24 protein-coding genes are annotated in these 20,781 nt (G+C 72.5%); 15 read left to right on the top strand and 9 right to left on the bottom strand.

Annotation, left to right across the window (positions count from 1 at the left end; translation table 11 throughout):
* Position 1: 1 nt before the first annotated feature.
* Positions 2-562 carry a hypothetical protein gene (locus ABC138_RS06830; RefSeq protein ID WP_345913099.1) on the bottom strand — a complete coding sequence of 187 codons (561 nt, stop codon included), beginning with the start codon at positions 560-562 and terminating at the stop codon, positions 2-4.
* 22 nt (positions 563-584) lie between these two features.
* Between ABC138_RS06830 and fdxA the strand changes: the two genes are divergently transcribed.
* The 3 genes from fdxA (at position 585) to ABC138_RS06845 (ending at position 3,478) form a co-directional block, all read left to right on the top strand.
* A complete protein-coding gene (fdxA, locus tag ABC138_RS06835) occupies positions 585-911 on the top strand; it encodes a ferredoxin (RefSeq protein WP_068262057.1) in 327 nt (108 codons plus the stop codon).
* A gap of 16 nt (positions 912-927) precedes the next feature.
* Positions 928-2,082 (top strand): succinyldiaminopimelate transaminase, encoded by a 1,155-nt coding sequence (gene dapC / locus ABC138_RS06840; protein WP_345913100.1) that lies wholly within the window; start codon positions 928-930, stop codon positions 2,080-2,082.
* Between the two features lie 112 nt (positions 2,083-2,194).
* On the top strand, positions 2,195-3,478 hold the full coding sequence (locus tag ABC138_RS06845) for a citrate synthase (RefSeq protein WP_068325750.1): 1,284 nt from the start codon (positions 2,195-2,197) through the stop codon (positions 3,476-3,478).
* Between the two features lie 68 nt (positions 3,479-3,546).
* Here ABC138_RS06845 and ABC138_RS06850 read toward each other — a convergent pair whose 3' ends face one another.
* The 3 genes from ABC138_RS06850 to ABC138_RS06860 are packed head-to-tail and all read right to left on the bottom strand — an operon-like array spanning position 3,547 to position 6,005.
* Complete coding sequence (locus ABC138_RS06850) at positions 3,547-4,422, bottom strand: hypothetical protein (RefSeq protein ID WP_345913101.1); 876 nt, start codon at positions 4,420-4,422, stop codon at positions 3,547-3,549.
* 2 nt (positions 4,423-4,424) lie between these two features.
* Positions 4,425-5,357, bottom strand: a complete 933-nt coding sequence (gene dapD, locus ABC138_RS06855) for a 2,3,4,5-tetrahydropyridine-2,6-dicarboxylate N-succinyltransferase (protein WP_068325747.1) — start codon at positions 5,355-5,357, stop codon at positions 4,425-4,427.
* 21 nt (positions 5,358-5,378) lie between these two features.
* A complete protein-coding gene (locus ABC138_RS06860) occupies positions 5,379-6,005 on the bottom strand; it encodes a helix-turn-helix transcriptional regulator (protein ID WP_068325743.1) in 627 nt (208 codons plus the stop codon).
* A gap of 257 nt (positions 6,006-6,262) precedes the next feature.
* Between ABC138_RS06860 and dapE the strand changes: the two genes are divergently transcribed.
* From dapE to ABC138_RS06895, 7 genes are all read left to right on the top strand, one after another.
* Positions 6,263-7,339, top strand: coding sequence for a succinyl-diaminopimelate desuccinylase (gene dapE, locus ABC138_RS06865; protein ID WP_345913102.1), 1,077 nt, complete (start codon positions 6,263-6,265; stop codon positions 7,337-7,339).
* A 10-nt stretch (positions 7,340-7,349) separates the two neighbouring features.
* Complete coding sequence (locus ABC138_RS06870; protein WP_068422931.1) at positions 7,350-8,132, top strand: TIGR00730 family Rossman fold protein; 783 nt, start codon at positions 7,350-7,352, stop codon at positions 8,130-8,132.
* 2 nt (positions 8,133-8,134) lie between these two features.
* A complete protein-coding gene (locus tag ABC138_RS06875; protein ID WP_068325737.1) occupies positions 8,135-8,425 on the top strand; it encodes a DivIVA domain-containing protein in 291 nt (96 codons plus the stop codon).
* The gene (locus tag ABC138_RS06880) at positions 8,403-9,719 is read left to right on the top strand and encodes a hypothetical protein (RefSeq protein ID WP_338538588.1); all 1,317 of its coding nucleotides are present in this window, start codon (positions 8,403-8,405) and stop codon (positions 9,717-9,719) included. The genes ABC138_RS06875 and ABC138_RS06880 overlap by 23 nt, the downstream gene beginning before the upstream one ends.
* A gap of 142 nt (positions 9,720-9,861) precedes the next feature.
* Complete coding sequence (locus tag ABC138_RS06885; RefSeq protein WP_007923758.1) at positions 9,862-10,038, top strand: DUF3117 domain-containing protein; 177 nt, start codon at positions 9,862-9,864, stop codon at positions 10,036-10,038.
* A gap of 70 nt (positions 10,039-10,108) precedes the next feature.
* Entirely contained in the window at positions 10,109-11,578 is a 1,470-nt protein-coding gene (locus tag ABC138_RS06890; RefSeq protein ID WP_345913103.1) for a leucyl aminopeptidase family protein, read from the top strand.
* On the top strand, positions 11,578-11,934 hold the full coding sequence (locus ABC138_RS06895) for a hypothetical protein (protein ID WP_068422924.1): 357 nt from the start codon (positions 11,578-11,580) through the stop codon (positions 11,932-11,934). Before ABC138_RS06890 ends, ABC138_RS06895 begins: the two co-directional genes overlap by 1 nt.
* Positions 11,935-11,938: 4 nt before the next feature.
* Here the strand turns inward: ABC138_RS06895 and ABC138_RS06900 are convergent, their stop codons facing one another.
* Positions 11,939-12,577 carry an O-methyltransferase gene (locus tag ABC138_RS06900; RefSeq protein WP_338538587.1) on the bottom strand — a complete coding sequence of 213 codons (639 nt, stop codon included), beginning with the start codon at positions 12,575-12,577 and terminating at the stop codon, positions 11,939-11,941.
* 67 nt (positions 12,578-12,644) lie between these two features.
* On the opposite strand from ABC138_RS06900, the gene sigE reads away from it, so the two are divergent.
* Genes sigE through ABC138_RS06915 form a run of 3 tightly spaced genes read left to right on the top strand, consistent with a single transcriptional unit; the run spans position 12,645 to position 14,984 of the window.
* Positions 12,645-13,277, top strand: coding sequence for an RNA polymerase sigma factor SigE (gene sigE / locus ABC138_RS06905; RefSeq protein WP_338538586.1), 633 nt, complete (start codon positions 12,645-12,647; stop codon positions 13,275-13,277).
* Positions 13,278-13,311: 34 nt separating this feature from the next.
* A complete protein-coding gene (locus ABC138_RS06910) occupies positions 13,312-14,604 on the top strand; it encodes a trypsin-like peptidase domain-containing protein (RefSeq protein WP_345913104.1) in 1,293 nt (430 codons plus the stop codon).
* A gap of 2 nt (positions 14,605-14,606) precedes the next feature.
* Entirely contained in the window at positions 14,607-14,984 is a 378-nt protein-coding gene (locus ABC138_RS06915; protein WP_338538584.1) for a hypothetical protein, read from the top strand.
* 133 nt (positions 14,985-15,117) lie between these two features.
* Here ABC138_RS06915 and ABC138_RS06920 read toward each other — a convergent pair whose 3' ends face one another.
* The 4 genes from ABC138_RS06920 to ABC138_RS06935 all read right to left on the bottom strand — a co-directional run bounded on the left by ABC138_RS06920 (position 15,118) and on the right by ABC138_RS06935 (position 18,696).
* Positions 15,118-16,263: a P-loop NTPase gene (locus tag ABC138_RS06920; RefSeq protein ID WP_345913105.1), complete on the bottom strand. Its 1,146-nt coding sequence runs from the start codon at positions 16,261-16,263 to the stop codon at positions 15,118-15,120.
* A gap of 65 nt (positions 16,264-16,328) precedes the next feature.
* Complete coding sequence (locus ABC138_RS06925; RefSeq protein ID WP_345913106.1) at positions 16,329-16,883, bottom strand: DUF1003 domain-containing protein; 555 nt, start codon at positions 16,881-16,883, stop codon at positions 16,329-16,331.
* Positions 16,876-18,150, bottom strand: a complete 1,275-nt coding sequence (locus tag ABC138_RS06930; protein WP_068325720.1) for a CBS domain-containing protein — start codon at positions 18,148-18,150, stop codon at positions 16,876-16,878. Before ABC138_RS06930 ends, ABC138_RS06925 begins: the two co-directional genes overlap by 8 nt.
* A gap of 36 nt (positions 18,151-18,186) precedes the next feature.
* Positions 18,187-18,696: a hypothetical protein gene (locus ABC138_RS06935; RefSeq protein WP_345913107.1), complete on the bottom strand. Its 510-nt coding sequence runs from the start codon at positions 18,694-18,696 to the stop codon at positions 18,187-18,189.
* Positions 18,697-18,808: 112 nt separating this feature from the next.
* Between ABC138_RS06935 and ABC138_RS06940 the strand changes: the two genes are divergently transcribed.
* Both ABC138_RS06940 and ABC138_RS06945 read left to right on the top strand, forming a co-directional pair.
* Positions 18,809-19,879 carry a CoA ester lyase gene (locus ABC138_RS06940; protein WP_338538581.1) on the top strand — a complete coding sequence of 357 codons (1,071 nt, stop codon included), beginning with the start codon at positions 18,809-18,811 and terminating at the stop codon, positions 19,877-19,879.
* Between the two features lie 3 nt (positions 19,880-19,882).
* A complete protein-coding gene (locus ABC138_RS06945) occupies positions 19,883-20,752 on the top strand; it encodes a CoA ester lyase (protein WP_082817073.1) in 870 nt (289 codons plus the stop codon).
* Positions 20,753-20,781: the final 29 nt, after the last annotated feature.

Here is a 20,781-nt window from a genome sequence, read left to right on the forward strand (position 1 = left end):
GTCAGGACGTCGGTCCGGTGGCCCTCGAGCCAGCCTCGCTCGAGAGCAGCGCGCCGAGCGGGTCCTCCTGCGTCGCCACGCCCGTCGGCCGGGGCAGCATGACGAGCGGCGTGAGGTCCCGCTCGCGGTACCAGTCCTCGACGGCGTCGACGGCCCGCGGCAGCGGCAGACCGGGGTCGCCCACGGGCAGGGTCGAGTTGGAGCGGCCCGTCCAGCCGGCGCCGGCGCGCAGGAGCCAGCCGGCCCCCTTCGTCCCGAGCCACGTCTCCTCGAGCCCCGGCTGGCCCTTGGTCATGACGAGGTGCAGGTCCTCGATCGTGATGGCGCGGTGCGGGGCGCCGCGGCGCACGGGCCTGGGCGGGATGGCCCGGGCGGCGACGACGAGCTCGCGCCGGAGCGTGACCTCCCCGCTGCGGGTGGCGATGAGCACCCGGTCGTCGTCGAGCGAGAGGAGCTCACCGACCGTGTCCGTGAGCGTGGGACCGTGCTCGGGCACGGGATCGATCCGGGTGCGGACCGCGACGCGCGTCCCTGTGGTGAGACCCACCATGAGATCGCTCATGGGGCGACATAGTATGTCGGGCATGACGTACGTGATCGCGCAGCCGTGTGTGGACCTCAAGGACAAGGCCTGCATCGAGGAGTGCCCCGTCGACTGCATCTACGAGGGCAAGCGCAGTCTCTACATCCACCCCGACGAGTGCGTCGACTGCGGCGCCTGCGAGCCGGTGTGCCCCGTCGAGGCCATCTACTACGAGGACGACACCCCCGAGGAGTGGGCCGACTTCTACAAGGCCAACGTCGAGTTCTTCGACGACCTCGGCAGCCCGGGTGGCGCGGCCAAGATGGGCATGATCGACAAGGACCACCCGATCGTCGCGGCGCTGCCTCCGCAGGAGCACTCCGAATGACGCAGCGTGAGGACTCGTGAAGTCCCTGCCCGACTTCCCCTGGGACTCGCTCGCTCCTGCCAAGGAGCGGGCGAGAGCCTTTTCCTCCGACGACCCCGCGCAGGGCGAGGGCATCGTCGACCTGTCGGTCGGCACGCCCGTCGACCCCACGCCACAGGTCGTCCAGCAGGCGCTGCGGGACGCCGCCGACGCCCCCGGCTACCCGCAGACCTGGGGCACGCCCGACCTGCGCGAGGGCATCGCGGCCTGGTTCGGCCGGCGCCGCGGCGCCCCGGACGTCGACCCGGACGGGGTCCTGCCGACGGTCGGCTCCAAGGAGCTCGTCGCCTGGCTGCCCACCCTCCTCGGGCTGGGGCAGGGGGACGTCGTCGGCTTCCCCCGCGTGGCCTACCCGACGTACGACGTGGGGGCGCGGATCGCGGGGGCGACCCCCTTCGCCGCGGACGCCACGACGGCCTTCGGGCCCACGACGCCGGCCACCGCACCCCGGCTGCTGTGGCTCAACTCCCCGAGCAACCCGACCGGCAAGGTCCTCGGCGTCGAGCACCTGGCCAAGGTCGTCGCGTGGGCCCGCGAGCGCGGGGTCGTCGTCGCCTCCGACGAGTGCTACGCCGAGCTCGACTGGCGCTCCGAGGCCGAGCGCGGGCAGTCCTACGCGCAGCTGCCGACGACGCCCAGCCTGCTCGACCCGCGGGTCACGGGCGGCTCCCACGAGGGGCTGCTCGCCGTGTACTCGACCTCCAAGCAGTCCAACCTCGCGGGCTACCGGGCGGCCTTCGTCGCCGGCGACCCGACGCTGGTGCGCCGGCTCACCGAGGTGCGCAAGCACGCCGGCATGATCGTGCCCTGGCCCGTGCAGCGGGCCCTGCTCGCCGCCGTCCGCGACGACGAGCACGTGGCGCAGCAGCGGGAGCGCTACCGGGCCCGGCGCGCGGTCCTGCGGCCGGCGCTGGAGGCCGCCGGCCTGCGCATCGACGACTCCCAGGCGGGCCTCTACCTCTGGGCGACCGCTGGGGAGCCGAGCCGCACGACCGTCGACCGGCTCGCGGCGCGCGGGATCCTCGTCGCCCCCGGCGACTTCTACGGCGTCGCCGGCGCCGAGCACGTGCGCGTGGCCCTCTCCGCGAGCGACGAGCGCATCGCCGCCGCCGCGGCGCGGCTCTCCGCCTGACCCCGCACCCCGCGTGGTGGCGCGTGCCGTCGCTGGGGTAGTTTCGGACGTGAAACCGCATGCCCGGGGCCATCGCCTCCGCGGCACGGCACGACCGAAGGGCAGATACCTCATGACCGCTGACGCCACCTTCTCCGCCGCGGGCAAGGACCTGACGTTCCCGCTCGTCGAGGCCTCCGAGGGCAATGACGGCTACAACATCTCCAGCCTGCTCAAGGAGACCGGCAACGTCACGCTCGACGTCGGGTTCGTCAACACCGCCTCCTGCAAGAGCGACATCACCTACATCGACGGCGACGCCGGCATCCTGCGCTACCGCGGGTACCCCATCGACCAGCTCGCCGCGTCCTCCACCTTCGTCGAGGTCGCCTACCTGCTGATCTACGGCGAGCTGCCGACGGCCGACCAGCTGGGTGCCTTCGAGGAGCGCATCTCGCGCCACACGATGCTCCACGAGGACCTCAAGGCCTTCTTCAACGGCTTTCCGCGCGACGCCCACCCGATGCCGGTGCTGTCCTCCGCGGTCTCCGCGCTGGGCACCTTCTACCAGGACAGCCTCGACCCCTTCGACCCCGAGCAGGTCGAGATCTCCACGATCCGCCTCCTCGCGAAGCTGCCGACGATCGCCGCGTACGCGCACAAGAAGAGCGTCGGGCAGCCCTTCCTGTACCCGGACAACTCGCTGAGCCTCACCGAGAACTTCCTGCGGATGACCTTCGGCTTCCCGGCCGAGCCCTACGAGCTCGACCCCGAGCTCGTGCGCGCGCTCGACCAGCTGTTCATCCTGCACGCCGACCACGAGCAGAACTGCTCGACCTCGACCGTGCGCCTCGTCGGCTCGGCCCACGCCAACCTCTTCAACTCCGTCTCCGCCGGCATCCACGCCCTCTCCGGGCCGCTGCACGGTGGCGCCAACCAGGCCGTCCTCGAGATGCTCCAGCAGATCCAGGCGGCCGACCACGGCGCCGAGGACTTCATGAAGAAGGTGAAGAACAAGGAGGACGGCGTCCGCCTCATGGGCTTCGGCCACCGGGTCTACAAGAGCTACGACCCGCGCGCGGCCATCGTCAAGGACACCGCGCACACCATCCTCGAGAAGATGGGCGGCAACGAGCAGCTCGAGATCGCCATGAAGCTCGAGGAGATCGCCCTCGCCGACGACTACTTCGTCGAGCGCAAGCTCTACCCGAACGTGGACTTCTACACCGGCCTGATCTACACGGCCATGGGCTTCCAGCCGAAGATGTTCACCGTCCTCTTCGCCATCGGCCGCCTCCCGGGCTGGATCGCCCAGTGGCGCGAGATGATCGAGGACAAGGACACCAAGATCGGCCGTCCGCGCCAGATCTACACCGGCCCCACCGAGCGCGACTACCTCGGCATCGACAAGCGCTGACCTTTGTCGGCGCGCGTCCGGCCCCCTTCGTCTTCGGGCGAAGGGGGCCGACGCGCGTGCGGACCCGCTCAGCCCTCGTGGAGGCGGACGACGACACGCCCGGCAGGGACGGGCTCGTCGGCGTCCGACCACCCCATGGCGTCCTCGCCGGCACCTCGGGTCCACGTGCGGGCACCGACCTGCACGCTCACGACGTTGCGGGCCTTGGCCTGACCGACCGACCAGGCGCCGACCGCCCAGGCATGGCGCTCGTCGGTCGCGGCGATCGTGACCGTCCGGCCGTCGGCGGTGCCGCTCTGACCGGTCTCCTCGGACAGGGCCCGGATGAAGGTGTCGGGACGCCCCGCGGCCGTCGGTCCGTCGAGGCGGCAGACGAAGCCCTCGGGGGAGTGGCCGCTCATCGCCGAGGCGATGGTGCGGCCCTCGTGCTCGTGGTCCGCGTAGGCCTGCGGGTACCCGCTGCGCTGGACCTCCTGGGCGATCTCGGTGATGACCATGCCCTCCCAGCCGTCGACCTTGACGAGCGCGTCGTAGAAGGCGGTGGTGGCGTACACCGGGTCCTGCAGCTGCTCCGGCGTCCCCCAGCCCTGGCTGGGCCGCTGCTGGAAGAGGCCGACCGAGTCGCGGTCGCCGTAGGAGAGGTTGCGCAGCTTGCTCTCCTGGATCGCGGTCGCGACGCCGATCGTGCCGGCGCGCGCGGGCAGGCCGCGCTTGACGCCGAGCAGCACGATCGTGCTCGCGTGGTGCATCTGGTCCGGCGCGAAGCTCACGCTCTGCTCGAGCGCGGTCGCGCGGCACTGCTCACCGAGGAAGAGGCCGATCCGGTCCCGGGCGTACCAGGCGCCGACCCCCGCCAGCAGGGCGAGGACGCATACGGCCGCGACGACGACCGGCCACCGGGGGGCTCGGTCCTCGTCCAGCGGTGGGTGCGCGGTCCGGGCCACCGTCAGTCGTTGGCGTGCAGCGCGTCGTTGAGCGCGATGCCGTGGCCCGTGCGGTCACGGGCCTCGACGGTGCCGGTGACCGAGTTGCGCACGAAGAGCAGGCCGTCGCGGCCGGAGAGCTCGGCGGCCTTGACGACCGAGCCGTCGGGCAGCGTGACCTTGGTGCCCGCCGTGACGTACAGACCGGCCTCGACGACGCAGTCGTCGCCGAGGGCGATGCCCACACCGGCCTCGGCGCCGACGAGGCAGCGCTCACCGATCGAGACGCGCTGGGTGCCGCCGCCCGAGAGGGTGCCCATCGTCGACGCACCGCCACCGATGTCGGAGCCGTCGCCGACGACGACGCCCTGGCTGATCCGGCCCTCGACCATGGAAGTGCCGAGCGTGCCGGCGTTGAAGTTGACGAAGCCCTCGTGCATGACCGTCGTGCCGGACGCGAGGTGCGCGCCGAGGCGCACCCGGTCGGCGTCGCCGATGCGCACGCCGGAGGGCGTGACGTAGTCGGTGAGCCGGGGGAACTTGTCGATGCTGCTCACCTGGACCGGGCCGCGGGCGCGCAGGCGGGCACGAGTGGACTCGAAACCCTCGACCGCGCACGGGCCGTGGTTGGTCCACACGACATTGCTCAGCTGGCCGAAGAGGCCGTCGAGGTTGATCGTGTTGGGCGCGACGAGCCGGTGCGAGAGCAGGTGCAGGCGCAGGTAGGCGTCGGACGCACCCTCGGGGGCGGCGTCGAGGTCGATGGCGACGGTGACGACCTCGGTGCGCACACCGCGGGCCTCGTCCTCGCCGGCGAGGGAGAGCAGCTCCGGCGGGACCTGCGTGGCCTCCGGTGCCTCCCCGAGGACCGGCTCGGGGTACCAGGTGTCGAGGATGGTGCCGTCGGTCGTCACGGTGGCCACTCCGTGGCCCCAGGCTGCGCGCGTCGTCGTCATGGGGCGAATCCTACGAAACCCTCACCGCGGCCGCCGCCAGGTCCACTCGGGCTCCTGCTCGACGTCGCCGGGGACCAGACCGCGGTCGCTCTCGCTGTTCCAGGTGACCTCGCCGTGCGGCGGGAGCCGCCGACCCCGGGCGTCGCGGGCCAACAGCTCCACGGTGCCCCACGTCTCGTCCGGATCCTCGCCGTGCCCCGGCTCGGTGTCCGTGCCGACCGGCACGATCGCCAGACGGAACCCGGCGTGCCGCAGCAGGCTCTCGATCTTGTGCACGCTCAGACTGGCGCCGTGGCGCTCGGCTCGATTGAGGCTCGGCTGGCTCCAGCCCAGGGCGTCGGCCAGCGCGCGCTGGCTCAGGCGCTCCAGCCGCCGGTGCCGTCGGCTGACGAGGCCGATCCGGGCCCCGATGTCGAGTGCGGTCCGTCGGGCCTGCAGGGCCTGCGTGCGCAGAGGCGACGTGCGGCCGGGCAGGTCTGGGTAGGACCGATCTCGAGGTGGAGGCAGCTCTGGCCACAGGAGGCAGTCCAAGCAGTCCTCGCACCCGCCCGGGCCGAGCTCGTCGCAGGTCGCACACGGCACGGGGCAGATCACCTGGTCGCCGGAGTCATCGATGATCAGAGGGTCGTCGTGGCGTTCTTCGTCCATGGCCCATCGTGGGTCCGACGCCACGCGCGTGACGTCGCCGTCGTGGACCTGTGGGCAGCGCACCGCCGGGGGTCGGCCCTGTGGACGGCCACGGGTATCGAGGTTCGCCCGGCACTTCACCCCTGACTCGTACCTTGGATGGCTGGTCGGCTCCGGAGCAGGGTCGCTCTGACGCCGGGGTGCACGCGGCAGGTGATCCACGGGACGAGTCAGGACCGAAGGGACGGAGACGACCCCGGGTGCCTAGGCTGGCGACCATGCCGAGCCTGGATCTCACCGCCGACGTCGTCACCCTCACCCAGCAGCTGTGCGACATCGAGTCCGTCAGCCACGACGAGGCCGCGATCGCCGACGCGATCGAGGCGGCGCTGACCCCCCTTCGTCATCTCGAGGTGATCCGCCGGGGCAACACCGTCATCGCGCGCACCGACCTCGACCGCGACGAGCGGGTCGTGCTCGCCGGGCACATCGACACCGTGCCGCTGACGAGCGACCCGGCCAACCTGCCGACCCGCCGCGAGAGCGTCGGCGGTGTCGACGTCCTCTGGGGCCGCGGGACCGTGGACATGAAGGGCGGCGTCGCCGTCCAGCTCAAGGCCGCCCTCGTCGAGGAGCCGAGCCGCGACGTCACCTTCCTCTTCTACGAGGCCGAGGAGGTCGACGCGGTGTACAACGGTCTGCAGCTGCTCGCGGAGTCCGACCCGCAGCTGCTCGCCGCAGACTTCGCCGTCCTCCTCGAGCCGACCAACGCCATGGTCGAGGGAGGGTGCAAGGGGACCATGCGGGTCGAGGTCGTCACCAAGGGGATCGCCGCGCACTCGGCCCGCCCGTGGAACGGCCACAACGCGATCCACGACGCCCACGAGGTCCTCGCCGCGCTCGCCGCGCACGAGGAGCAGACCGTGACCGTCGACGGCCTCGACTACCACGAGGCCCTGCAGGCCGTCGGCATCTCCGGTGGCATCGCCGGCAACGTCATCCCGGACTCGTGCAGCGTCCTGGTCAACTACCGCTTCTCACCGGACAAGGACGCCGAGGCCGCCCTCGCCTACGTGCAGACCGTCCTGCCCGGGCGCGAGCTGCACCTGCGCGACGTCGCGGAGGGGGCGCGTCCCGGGCTCGACCTGCCGGCCGCGCAGGCCTTCGTCGCCGCGCTCGACGTGCCCGTCGGGCCCAAGGAGGGCTGGACCGACGTCGCGCGGTTCAGCGCGCTCGGCATCCCAGCGGTCAACTTCGGGCCGGGTGACCCCAACCTCGCCCACCACGACGAGGAGCGCTGCCCCGTCGAGCAGATCACGACGGCGGAGGCGGCCGTGCTCCGCTGGCTCGCGTAGGGTCGCGACCGTGACGGATCAGGGGAAGCAGCCCGCCAGCGACCGGTGGTACCACAAGGGGCCCGTCGTCATGCGCGGCCGTCAGGTGCCCAAGTCGACGACCGACCAGCGGCTGCTGGACGACCGCGGCCACGCCGACTGGCTGCACACCGACCCCTGGCGCGTCATGCGCATCCAGGCCGAGTTCGTCGAGGGCTTCGGCGCGCTCGCCGAGCTCGGGCCGGCTGTGAGCATCTTCGGCAGCGCGCGCACCGCGCCCGGCTCCGCGGACTACGTCCAGGGCATCGAGCTCGGTCGCCTCGTGGCCGAGGCCGGCTACGCCGTCATCACCGGTGGCGGTCCCGGCGCCATGGAGGCCGCCAACCGCGGTGCCCGCGAGGCGGGCGGCACGAGCGTGGGCCTGGGCATCGAGCTGCCCTTCGAGGCCGGTCTGAACCCCTACTGCGACCTCGGCATCAACTTCCGCTACTTCTTCGCCCGCAAGACGATGTTCGTCAAGTACAGCGAGGGCTTCGTCGTGCTCCCGGGCGGCTTCGGCACCCTCGACGAGGTCTTCGAGGCCGTGACGCTCGCGCAGACGGGCAAGGTGACGAGCTTCCCGATCATCCTCGTCGGCACCGCGTACTGGGGCGGGCTCATCGACTGGCTGCGCGGCTCCGTCCTCGACGGGGGCATGATCAGCGCCGAGGACATCGACCGCCTCCACGTGACCGATGACCTCGCCGAGGCCGTCGAGTACCTCGTGCGCGAGTCCGCCCGGGTACGTCCCGAGCCGGCGAAGCAGCCGGAGTAGCCGTGGTCTGGATCTTCTTCATCCTCGTCGCGCTCCTCGTCGTCGTCGCCCTCGCGGCCGTCGTCACGGGTCGCTTCACCCCGGACCCGATGGCCGAGCCGGTCCGCTCGACCCCGCACCACGGTCTGCCGTCGGACCCGGTCTCCGCGCCCGACATCGACCTCGTCCGTTTCGACACGGCACTGCGGGGTTACCGGATGGACCAGGTGGACGACGTCCTGGACCGGCTCCAGCAGCGCCTCGCCGAGCTCGAGGACGTCCAGCGCCGTCATGACGACCCGCCCCGCGACTGACCCCGCCACCACGGGCGAAGGGGGCGCCCCCCGCCCCGCCCGGTGGCGCACCTCCGCGGGCCGCTCCGAGCTGGCCCGGGTCGCCCTGGCCCACCCGGTCCGCTCGCTGCTCGTCATCTACGCCCTGAGCCGGGCCGTCGCGCTGCTCGGCATCTGGGTCGCGGCGAGCTACTACCAGTCGCCCGCCGGCGTCGGCCACCTCGACCCGGGCCTGGCCGACATGTTCCGCCTGTGGGACACCGAGTGGTACCGACGGATCGTCACCGACGGCTACCCGATCCCGCTGCCGGCCGACCCGGAGACGGGCTCGATCACCTACAGCGCCTGGGCCTTCTTCCCGCTCTTCCCGGCGCTCGTGCGCCTGGTCATGCTCACGGGACTGGGCTTCACCGCGTCGGCCGTCGTGCTCAACCTCGCCCTCGGCGCCGCCGCGACGGTGCTGGTGTGGAAGGTCCTGAGCTTCCCCGGGCACGCCGCGAGCCAGCCGGCCCGCGAACGGCTCGCCTTCGTCGCGACCGCCCTCTGGTGCTTCTACCCGGCCACGGGCGTCATGCTCCTGCCGTACACCGAGGCCCTCGCGGCCGCGCTCATCGCCGGCGCCCTCCTCATGCTCATGCGCGGCCGCTACCTCACCGTGGCCGCCATCGCCCTGCTGCTCGGCTTCACCCGCGGCGTCGCCGCGCCGCTCGGGCTCGCGGTCCTCGCCCACCTGTGGCTGCGCTGGCGCGAGGACCGGGAGAGCGGCTCGGCCCCCTTCGCCCACGACCGCACCCGGATCGCGGTCATGGTGCTCGCGACCGGGATCTCCGGCGTCGCCTGGCCGCTCACGGTCGGGTACCTGTCGGGGCTGCCGGACGCCTTCTTCCAGGTGCAGGCCGCCTGGGGGCAGCGCCCGGACCAGGGCCCCTTCGTCCTCTGGTTCAGCTGGGCCTGGGAGCAGCGCGGGCTCCTCGCGGTGATCGTCATGGTCGCGCTCGTCGGGACGTACCTCGCGCTCGTCGTCGGTCGCCACGGCGCGTGGATCCCGATCGAGGTGCGGATGTGGGCGCTCGTCTACCCGCTCTACCTCTTCGCGGTCGTGCGGCCGATCACGAGCATGTGGCGCTTCCTCCTGCTGGACTTCCCCCTCGCCGCCCTGCTCGCCTCGGTGGTCGTGCGCACCTCGTCCGGCGGCCGGGTCGTGCGGCACTGGCGCCGCCGGGCCGCGCTGGTCGTCGTGGTGCTCGCGGCCGGTGTCCTCGCCTGGTCCAGCGGTCTGCTGCCGTACGTGCCGTGGCACGTCACCCCGCCGTGACCCGTGGCGGGCCGCGGTGTGCTGCAAGGGGCCTGATTAGGAGCCCGGCAGCCCACAGGTGGATAATGGCGCTCAGCGTCGACGCGAGGGCGTCGTCCGGTCGGGGTGAGGCTCCGACCGGTGGAGATCGAAGGGAACGCACATGGCGGCAATGAAGCCACGCACGGGGGACGGTCCTCTCGAGGTCGTCAAGGAGGGCCGCGGGATCGTCCTGCGCATGCCGCTCGAGGGCGGTGGCCGGCTCGTCGTCGAGATGAAGCCGGACGAGGTGCTCGCCCTCGGCGAGGCCATCGACAACTGCGAGGGCCTGCAGAAGTAGTCCCGACGAGGAGCCCCCGGGCGTCGAGCGCCCGGGGGCTCCCGCATGCCCGGGTGGGTAGGGTCGGGGGGTGCCCGAGACCGATCTGCTGTCCCCGCCCACGACCGACCTGACGACCGCGCCGGACCTCGCCGCAGCGCTCGCCGACGCCACGGGCGAAGGGGGGATCGACCTCCTCGTCGTCGACGCGGCCCACCTGTCCGCCCTCGCCGACGCGGGCGTCGCGCTGCCGGACGGCGCAGCGGGCCTGCTCGTCGACGCCGACGACCTCGTCGAGCTCATCCGGCCGGACGCCTCCCGCTCCATCGCCCGGGTGGCCGGGGTGGCGACCCCCGCGGACCGGGACGCGCTGCGACGCCTGGGTGCCCGCGCCGGACGGGCCGGTGCCGACCTCGGCCGGGTCGTCGTCGCGGTCGCCGCCGACGACCTGCGCCCGCTCGTCGAGGGCCTCGTCCTCGGCGGGTACCGCTCCGCCAGACGGGGCCCGGAGGGACCCGTGCCGGGCCTGCAGCCCGCGGCCGCGACGGTGCTCGTCACCGACGGCGCCGCGCTCGACGTCGACCACGTCGTGGCCGTGACCTCCGCGAGCCTCGTCGCGCGCAACCTCGCCAACACGCCGTCCAACCTCAAGGACCCGCAGTGGATGGTCGAGCGGGCCCGTGAGGTGGCCGAGCGGCGTGGCCTCGAGATCGAGGTGTGGGACGAGCAGCGGCTCGCCGCAGAGGGTTTCGGCGGGCTGCTGGCCGTGGGCGGCGGCTCGGTGCGTCCGCCGCGCCTGGTGCGCCTCACCCACGGGACGAAGGGGGAGTCCCCGCACGTCGTCCTCGTCGGCAAGGGCATCACGTTCGACACCGGTGGCATCAACGTCAAGCCCGCTGCGGGCATGGTCTCGATGCGCACCGACATGTCCGGCTCGGCGGTCGTCCTGTCGGTCATCGACGCGGTCGCCCGCCTCGACCTGCCGGTGCACCTGAGCGTCCTGCTGCCCTTGGCGGAGAACGCCTTCGGTGAGGCCTCCTACCGGCCGAGCGATGTCATCGCCCCGTACGGCGGGCGCCGCACGGTCGAGGTGACCAACACCGACGCCGAGGGCCGCATCGTGCTGGCCGACGCGCTCGCCTACGCGGACGACCACCTCGAGCCCGACGTGCTCGTCGACGTCGCGACGCTCACCGGCGCGGCGCGCGTGGCGCTTGCGCGGAGCATGGCCGCCCTCTTCACCCCGGACGACGCGCTCGCCGAGGAGCTGTCGGCCGCCGGCGCGGCGACCGGCGAGCCGTACTGGCGACTGCCGCTGCACGAGGAGTACCGCGCGTACCTGCGCAGCGACGTCGCCGACCTCGACAACGCGCCGGGCAAGGTCGGTGCGGTCACCGCGGCCCTCTTCCTCCAGGAGTTCGTGGGGGAGCGCCGCTGGGCCCACCTCGACATCGCCGGTCCCGGGCGTTCGGATGATGACACGGGTCTGCTGAGCGTCGGCGCCACTGGTTACGGTGCCCGGACACTGTTGACCTGGCTGGAGCAGCCTGAGGGGATCTGATGAACGCTGGATACGGACTCGCCGTGCGCTGGTCGCTGACCGAGGCGCCCGGTGACGTCGCCGAGCAACTGCGGGAGTATGTCGTCGGGACCTCGATGGCCAGCTTCATGTTCCTCGACGGGCTGGCCTTCAAGACCTGGCGCATGCGCGAGGGCGAGTGGTTCGAGGGCACCTACGTCTTCGACGCCGCCAAGGACCGCGACGACTTCTGCGCGGAGTTCACGGCCACCGCCCCGGACTCGGCCGGCACCAGGATCATCGGCTCCGCGCCGATCGAGATCACGCCCTTCGAGGTCGTGGCCATCGCCGAGGGCCCGGCGCAGTTCCGCCGCGGGCCCGGCCCCGGCAGCGTCTGAGCCGTCAGCCCGCGCGCTTGACGGCCGTCAGCAGGCCGTCGCCCACCGGCAGCAGGCTGACGACGAGCCGGTCGTCGTCGCGCAGCTGCTTGCCGAGGTCCCGCAGCAGCACCGTCGTCGCGTCCCGGGCGGCCGGGTCGGCCACCTTGTCGTGCCAGAGCATGTTGTCCATCGCGAGGACCCCGCCGGGGCGCAGCAGCCGCACGGCGTGCTCGACGTAGGCCGGGTAGCCCTCCTTGTCGGCGTCGATGTGCACGAGGTCGTAGGACGCGTCGTTCATCCGCGGCAGCACGTCGAGCGCACGGCCGGTGATGACGCGGGTGCGGTGCGCGGCGTAGCCGGCGGCGGTGAAGGAGCGCTTGGCCCGCATGACGTGCTCGGGCTCGATCTCGATCGAGGTGAGCACCCCGTCCTCGGGCATCCCGTCGAGGAGCCACAGACCGGACGTGCCCGCGCCGGTCCCGATCTCGACCACGTGCCGCGCCCCGGACGCGGCCGCGAGGAGGCGAAGGGCGGCGCCCCCGCCCGTGCCGATCGGCACCGCGCCGAGCTCGGTCCCCGTGCGACGGGCGGACTCGAGGGTCTCGTCCTCGGGGACGAACTGCTCGGCATAGGCAAGGCTGGTGAGCTGGGCAGCGGTCATGGGAGTCCACCCTAGTCGCGGACGACGTCACAGACTTCCTTCAGGTTGGGCGCCCAGAGTGGTGTGGGTGACCAGCGAAGCGACCGCCAGCACCGCGCCCGCGCCCGTCGAGGGATGGGTCCCGCCGACGTGGGGCGAGGTGGTCGAGCAGCACAGCGAGCGGGTCTACCGCCTCGCGTACCGCCTCACCGGCGACGTCCACGACGCCGAGGACCTCACCCACGACGTCTTCCTCCGGGTCTTCCGCTCGCTTGACGGCTACACACCCGGCACCTTCGAGGGCTGGCTGCACCGCATCACGACCAACCTCTTCCTCGACAAGGCCCGGCGCAAGCAGCGCATCCGCTTCGACGCCCTGACCGACGAGTTCGCGGCCCGGCTCCACAGCGGCACGGCCAGCCCCGAGCAGATCGTGCTCGCCCACCACCTCGACGGCGACGTGCAGCGCGCCCTGGACGCCCTGCCGCCGCAGTTCCGCGCCGCGGTCGTGCTGTGCGACATCGAGGGGCTGACCTACGACGAGGTCGCCGAGGCGCTCGACATCAAGCTCGGCACCGTCCGCTCCCGCATCCACCGCGGCCGCGCCCTGCTGCGGGAGAGCCTCGAGCACCGCGCCCCGAAGCCCACGACGCGGACCGAGAGCCGTCGTCGTGGCGGGTCCGGCTTCCCGATGGCCCGACCGGTCACCGGGACCCTGTGACGCCCCCTTCGTCCGACAAGGCACAATCAAGGCCATGAGCTCTCCGCAGCCCGGCGAGGAGCCGCGTCCCGACGGCCAGCCTCCCACCGAACCCGTGCCGGTCACCGGCGCGGGGGAGCCGGGGCCCCGCACGCAGCCCGTCGAGCCGGGTCCGTACCTGCCGTACGAGAGCTTCGCGTCCCACCAGCAGCCCGCGCCGGCCCCGTTCGCGTCCCCGCAGCAGGCGCCCGCAACCCCTCGCCGCGGACCCGGCTGGGGTGGCGCGCTCGCGATGACTGCGGCAGCCGCGCTGCTCGCCGGCGGCGTCGGGGGCATCGGCGGCGGACTCCTCGCGGCTGAGGGTGGCGGTGGACCGACGATCGTCACGCGCGGGGACGACCCGACCCGGCGCGCCGACGGCTCGGTCGCCGACATCGCGGCCGACGCGGTGCCGAGCGTCGCGACCGTGCGCGTCAGCGGTGCGGGCGGCGGCGGGACCGGCTCGGGCTGGGTCTACGACGACCGCGGGCACGTCGTCACCAACAACCACGTCGTCGCTGCGGCCGGCGACTCCGGCAAGGTGAGCATCGAGCTGCCCGACGGCAGCCGCCGGGCGGCCGAGGTGGTCGGTCGCGACAGCTCCTACGACCTGGCCGTCCTCGAGGTCGACCCCGACGGGCTGGAGGCCCTCGAGATCGGCACCTCCGAGGACGTGGTCGTCGGCGACGAGGTCGTCGCCGTGGGCTCCCCGCTGGGTCTGGGGTCGACGGTCACCGCCGGCATCGTCTCCGCGCTCGAGCGGCCGGTGACCGCGGGGGAGGCGGGGGACGAGTCCTTCATCTCCGCGATCCAGACCGACGCCGCGATCAACCCCGGCAACTCCGGCGGGCCGCTCCTGGACGACCGGGGACATGTCATCGGGGTGAACACCGCCATCGCCCAGGTGCCCGGCCAGCAGCAGGCCACCGGGTCGATCGGCGTCGGTTTCGCGATCCCCTCCGACGTCGTCGTGCGCACCGTCGACCAGCTGATCGCGACCGGCAGGGCCGAGCACCCGATCATCGGGGTCAGCCTCGACCGTCGCTACACGGGCCAGGGCGCCAAGGTCCTCGAGGACGCCGACGTCGACTCCGGCGCGGCCGTCGTCCCCGACGGGCCCGCCGACCGCGCGGGCATCGAGCCGGGCGACGTCATCACCGAGCTCGACGGTCGTCGCATCACGGACCTCGAGCAGCTGATCGTGCGGATCAGGGCCAAGGCCGTCGGCGACGAGGTCACCCTCAAGGTCCTCAGGGACGGCTCCGAGCAGGAGCTGTCGATGACGCTCGAAGCCGCGAAGGAGAACTAGCGATGCCCGTGCACGGGACCGAGTTCCTCGTCCTCATCCTGCTCGCCTTCATCATCCTCGGACCCAAGCAGCTGCCGGAGTACGCGGCCAAGCTGGCCCGCCTCGTCGTCAGGGCCCGGCGCATGGCCAACGACGCCAAGGTCCAGCTCAAGGAGCAGATGGGGCCCGAGTACGAGGACCTCGACTGGCGCCAGTACGACCCGCGCCAGTACGACCCCCGACGCATCGTCAAGCAGGCCCTCCTCGAGCCGCTCGACGACGCCTTCTCGACCCGCGACGCCTTCTCGGTCGACGACGAGCCCGCGGCGACCGCCGAACCGCGCGCGGGGCTGGCCGCGCCCCTCGCCACCGGCACCCCCTGGGACCGCGACGCGACCTGATCGACCGTTCGTCTGCATTCCCCTAGGGCAATGCAGGGTTCTCGACCGTTCGCGTGCATTCCCCTAAGGCAATGCAGAGGGAAGGGGGCGAGGAGACCCGGTCTCCTCGCCCCCTTCGTCGTGCTGCCGGGTGTCAGCGACCCATCGGGGTCAGGCCGAGGCTGCGGCCGGCGAGGCCGCGGGAGCGGGTCGCCAGACCGCGGGCGATCCCGCGCAGCGCCACCGCCGCGGGGCCGTCGGGGTTGGACAGCACGGTCGGCTCGCCGTTGTCGGAGCCCTCGCGCAGCGAGACGTCGAGCGGGATCTGGCCGAGGAGGGGGACGTCGGCGCCGACGGTCCGGGTCAGCGAGTCGGCGACGGCCTGGCCGCCACCGGAGCCGAAGAGCTCCTGGCGCGAGCCGTCGGGCAGCTCGAGCCAGGACATGTTCTCGATGACGCCGACGAGGCGCTGGTGGGTCTGCATGGCGATGGACCCGGCGCGCTCGGCGACCTCGGCGGCGGCCTGCTGCGGGGTCGTCACGACGAGGATCTCGCTGTTGGGGATGAGCTGCGCGATCGAGATGGCGATGTCACCCGTGCCCGGCGGCAGGTCGAGCAGGAGGACGTCGAGGTCGCCCCAGAAGACGTCGCCGAGGAACTGCTGCAGCGCGCGGTGCAGCATCGGGCCGCGCCAGACGACCGGCTGGTTGCCGGGGACGAACATGCCGATCGAGATGACCTTCACGTCCGAGGCGATGGGCGGCAGGATCATGTCGTCGACCTGCGTCGGGGCGTGCGTCACGCCGAGCATGCGCGGGATGGAGAACCCGTAGATGTCCGCGTCGACGACACCCACCTTGAGGCCCTCGGCGGCGAGCGCGGCGGCGAGGTTGGCGGTGATCGAGGACTTGCCGACGCCGCCCTTGCCGGAGGCGATCGCGTAGACGCGCGTCAGCGAGCCGGGCTTGGCGAAGGGGATCTCCTTCTCCGCCTGGCCACCGCGCAGGTGGGTCTTGAGCTCGGCACGCTGCTCGTCGTTCATCACCCCGAGCGTGACCTTGACGTCGGTGACGCCCTCGATGGCGGCGAGCGCCGTGGTCGTGTCGGTCGTCAGGGTGTCCTTCATCGGGCACCCCGAGACGGTCAGCAGGATGGTCGCGGAGGCGAGGCCGTCGGCGTCGACCGCGGCCGTCTCGACCATGCCGAGCTCGGTGATCGGGCGACGGATCTCGGGGTCGATGACGGTGCTCAGCGCGTCACGCAGCTGCTCGTCGGTGATCGTGGGGTGGGTCGAGGCCATTGGCCCATGGTAGATCGGCCGTGGCACGGCTCCGAATGCGGTACCCCGCCGGGTGTGCGCCGCGCTCAGCGCTCGCGCGGGGAGTCGAGCCGTCCGTCCGGGCCGCCGTCATGTCGCTCGACGCCCTTGCGCTCCAGCTCCTCGAGCAGGTCGCGCAGCTCGCCGCGGATGAAGTCGCGGGTCGCGGCGTCGCGCAGGGCGATGCGCAGGGCCGCGACCTCGCGCGTCAGGTACTCGGTGTCGGCGAGCGCCCGCTCGGCCTGCACCCGGTCCTGCTCCAGCGCCACCCGGTCGCGGTCGTCCTGCCGGTTCTGCGCGAGGAGGATCAGCGGCGCCGCGTAGGAGGCCTGGAGCGACAGGATGAGCGTGAGCAGCGTGTAGTTGAGCGCCCGGGGGTCGAACTGCGCGGCCTGCGGGGCGAAGGTGTTCCACGCCAGCCAGACGACGACGAAGAGCGACATCCAGATGAGGAAGCGCGGCGTGCCCATGAACCGCGCGAACTTCTCCGAGATGACGCCGAAGGACTCGCTCGAGAAGGCCGACGGTCGCTGGATGAGCCGGCGCCGCACCTCCTGCGGGGTGTCGACGCGGCTCTGGCGGCGCTCGTTGCGCTCAGTCATCGGTCACCTCGTGCCGCTCCTCACGCCAGTCCTCGGGGAGGATGTGGTCGAGGACGTCGTCGACCGTCACCGCGCCGAGCAGGTGCTCGCCCTCGTCCACGACGGGCGCCGAGATGAGGTTGTACGTCGCGAGCGTGCGGGTCACCTGACCGAGCGGGGCCTCGGGGCGAAGGGGGTCGATCGCCTTGTCGAGGTAGCGCCCGATGCTCTCGTGGGGCGGCTCGCGCAGCAGGCGCTGGATGTGGATCATGCCGAGGTACTTGCCGGTCGGCGTCTCGAGCGGGGGGCGGCAGACGTACACGGTCGCCGCCAGCGCCGCGGTGGTCTCCTCGCGTCGCACGACGGCGAGCGCCTCGGCGACGGTGTCCTCGGGCGCGAGCACGACCGGCTCGGTCGTCATGAGACCACCGGCGGTGTTCTCGTCGTAGCTGAGCAGGCGCCGCAGCGGCTCGGCGTCGTCGGGCTGCATGAGCTGCAGCAGCGTCTCCATGCGCTCCGGCGGCAGGACCGAGAGCAGGTCCGCCGCGTCATCGGGGTCCATGGCCTCGAGGACGTCCGCGGCGCGGGACTGGGTGAGCAGCCGGAGGATCTCGGCCTGGTCGTCGTCGCCCATCTCCTGCAGGACGTCGGCGAGCCGGTCGTTGTCGAGCGCGGCGATGACCGCCTCGCGCCGCTCGGGCGCCAGGTCGGCGATGACCTCGGCGAGGTCGGCGACCTTGAGGTCCTCCACCGACTCCAGGAGCTTGACGGCCGAGTGCTCCGCGGCACTCACCGACGCGGACAGGCCGGTGACGTCCTCGACCGGCACGGTGAAGGTCTCGCCACGACGGCGCACGAGCAGCCCCCGGCGGGCCTGCCGACCGGCCCGCACGAAGACCTTGGTGACCGACCAGCTGCGGCTCGCCGACTGCTCGACACCGATGTCCTCGACCGTCGCCTCGACCTCGCCGTCGTCGGTGCGCACCGTGACCGGCCGCTCGAGCAGGTCGGCGAGCACGAGCGTCTCGGTGGCCCGCTGCTCGAAGCGGCGCATGTTGACCAGGCCGGTCGTGATGACCTGGCCGCCCTCGACGGAGGTCACCCGGGTCATGGGCACGAAGACGCGCCGGCGACCGGGCACCTCGACGACGAGGCCGATGACCCTGGGTCGGCGCGAGGGGGAGAAGCTGACGACGACGTCGCGCACCCGGCCGACCTGGTCACCGAGGGGGTCGAAGACGTTGAGGCTCGCCAGTCGCGCGACGTAGAAACGGGTGGGAGCACTCACGACCCACAGCCTAACGGCGCGTCCCGCGCCCGCCCGTCAGCCGCGACGCGCGCCGCGACCGCCGAGGTGCCACGGTCGGCGCACCCGCGTGGCGGCCTCGCCGGCGGTGACGGGAGCGGCGGCGCGACCCCCTTCGCCCGGCTGGCCGGGGGCCTGCACCGGGGCGCCGAAGGGGGAGAGGAGCCACACCGTGGACGACTCCCGCCAGCGGTCGAGCAGGTCGGCCGGGGCGTTGAGGCGCTCACCGAGGAGGGCGGTCGTCGCCGGCTCCCACCACGGGTTGTCGGGCGGGAGGGTCTGCGCGCGGGCGCGCAGCGTGAGCAGGCGGCCGCCGTCGCCCTTGCTGCGCAGGACGACCTCGACCTGCTCCGGGATCGGGCCGAGGTCGGCCTCGGCGCCGCCGGAGACGAGCAGGACGTGACCGTCGAGGTCGTCGGACCCCGTCGCGAACCACGTCAGGCGCTCGCCGCCGGCGAGGCGCAGCCAGAGGACGCCGGACTTCGACAGCGCCTCGGTCGTGAGCGCGGAGAGGTTGACCTCGGACATGCCCCACACCCTAGGCGCGTCCGGGTGACGTGCGTCATGAACCGCGGCCCGGGTGCGCTGCTAGGTTGCGCGGGATCCCCCTTCGCCACCCTGAGAGGACTCGAGCCAGCCCATGCGCAGCGCCAAGGACTTCTTCGCCCCCCTCGCCGTCGGGGCGCCCGCCCCGGTCCGCGAGGTCCCGGCGCGACCCAGCCGGATGATCCACTTCTTCGACCCGAGCAACGAGAAGATGGCCGCCAAGATCCCGGCCATGGTCGGCGTCTCGGACGTGCTCCTCGGCAACCTCGAGGACGCCGTCGTCGCGGAGAAGAAGGAGGCGGCCCGCCTCGGTCTCGTGAAGATCGCCCGGGACACCGACTTCGGCGAGCACACGCAGCTGTGGACCCGCGTCAACTCCCTCGACAGCCCGTGGGTCCTCGACGACCTCACGACGCTCGTCACCGAGATCGGCGACAAGCTCGACGTCATCATGGTCCCCAAGGTCCAGGGCCCCGAGGACATCCACTACGTCGACCGTCTCCTCGCGCAGCTCGAGGCGAAGGGGGGCGTCCAGCGCCCGATCCTCGTCCACGCGATCCTCGAGACCGCGCGCGGCGTCGCCAACGTCGAGGCGATCGCGGGCGCGAGCCCGCGCATGCAGGGCATCTCGCTCGGTCCGGCCGACCTCGCCGCCGACCGCCGGATGAAGACCACCCGCGTCGGTGGCGGCCACCCGGGCTACCTCGTCCGCCAGGACCCGACCCGTGGTGACGACGGGACGCCCGACTACCAGGGCCAGCGCGCCGTCTTCCAGCAGGACCTGTGGCACTACACGATCGCGCGGATGGTCGACGCCTGCGCGACGCACGGGATCTTCCCCTTCTACGGCCCCTTCGGCGACATCAAGGACGTCGTGGCCTGCGAGGACCAGTTCCGCAACGCCTTCCTCCTCGGCTGTGTCGGCGCGTGGAGCCTGCACCCGGTGCAGATCGACATCGCCAAGAAGGTCTTCAGCCCCTCCGCGGAGGACGTCGCGCACGCACGCCGGGTCAAGGAGGCCATGCCGAGCGGCGGCGGCGCCGTGATGCTCGACGGCAAGATGGAGGACGACGCCAGCTACAAGCAGTGCATGGTGATCCTCGAGCTCGCCGAGCGACTGTCCGCCAACGACCCGGAGCTCGCGAAGCTCTACGCGGAGGCCTGAGCCGTGGCCGACACCGCCTACACCCCCCGCCGCTCGGTCCTCTACATGCCGAGTTCCAACGCCCGCGCGCTGGACAAGGCCAAGACCCTGCCCGTCGACGCGCTCATCCTCGACCTGGAGGACGCGGTCGGTCCCGACGACAAGCCGGCCGCGCGCGAGGCCGCCTGCGCCGCGGTGCAGTCCGGTGAGTACGGCGACCGGGAGCTGACGATCCGGGTCAACGGGATCGGTACCCAGTGGCACGACGAGGACATCGCCGCCGCGTCGAAGGCCGGCCCGCACGGCATCGTCGTGCCCAAGGTCGACAGCGCGGACCAGGTGCGACAGCTCGTCGCCGCGATGGAGGCCGCCGGCGCCCCCGAGCACACCAAGCTCTGGGCGATGATCGAGACCCCCGCGGCCATCTTCAACGCCCGCGAGATCGCGCACGCCTCGGACCGCCTCGTCGCCTTCGTCCTCGGCACCAACGACCTGGTCAAGGAGCTGCAGGCGGCGCACGTGCCCGGGCGCACGCCCCTGGTCACCTCGCTGTCGCTGGCGCTGCTCGCCGGCCGCGAGGCCGGCATCGCCGTCCTCGACGGCGTGTACAACGCGGTCAAGGACATCGAGGGCTTCACCGCGGAGTGCGAGCAGGGCCGCGACATGGGCTTCGACGGCAAGACGCTGATCCACCCCGGTCAGGTCGAGGTCTGCAATGCCACCTTCGCGCCGAGCCATGAGGCCGTCGAGGAGGCGCAGGGCATCCTGCAGGCCTGGGAGGACGGCGCCGGCATCGGTGTCGTGACCTTCAACGGCAAGATGATCGAGAACCTGCACGTCGACATCGCCCACCGCGTCCTCGCGACGCACGAGGCCATCGTCGCCCGCGGCTGATCCTGCGACGGGTCCGTCACGGCTCGGAC

The organism is Janibacter sp. LM, from assembly GCF_039631275.1.
GTDB lineage: Bacteria > Actinomycetota > Actinomycetes > Actinomycetales > Dermatophilaceae > Janibacter > Janibacter terrae.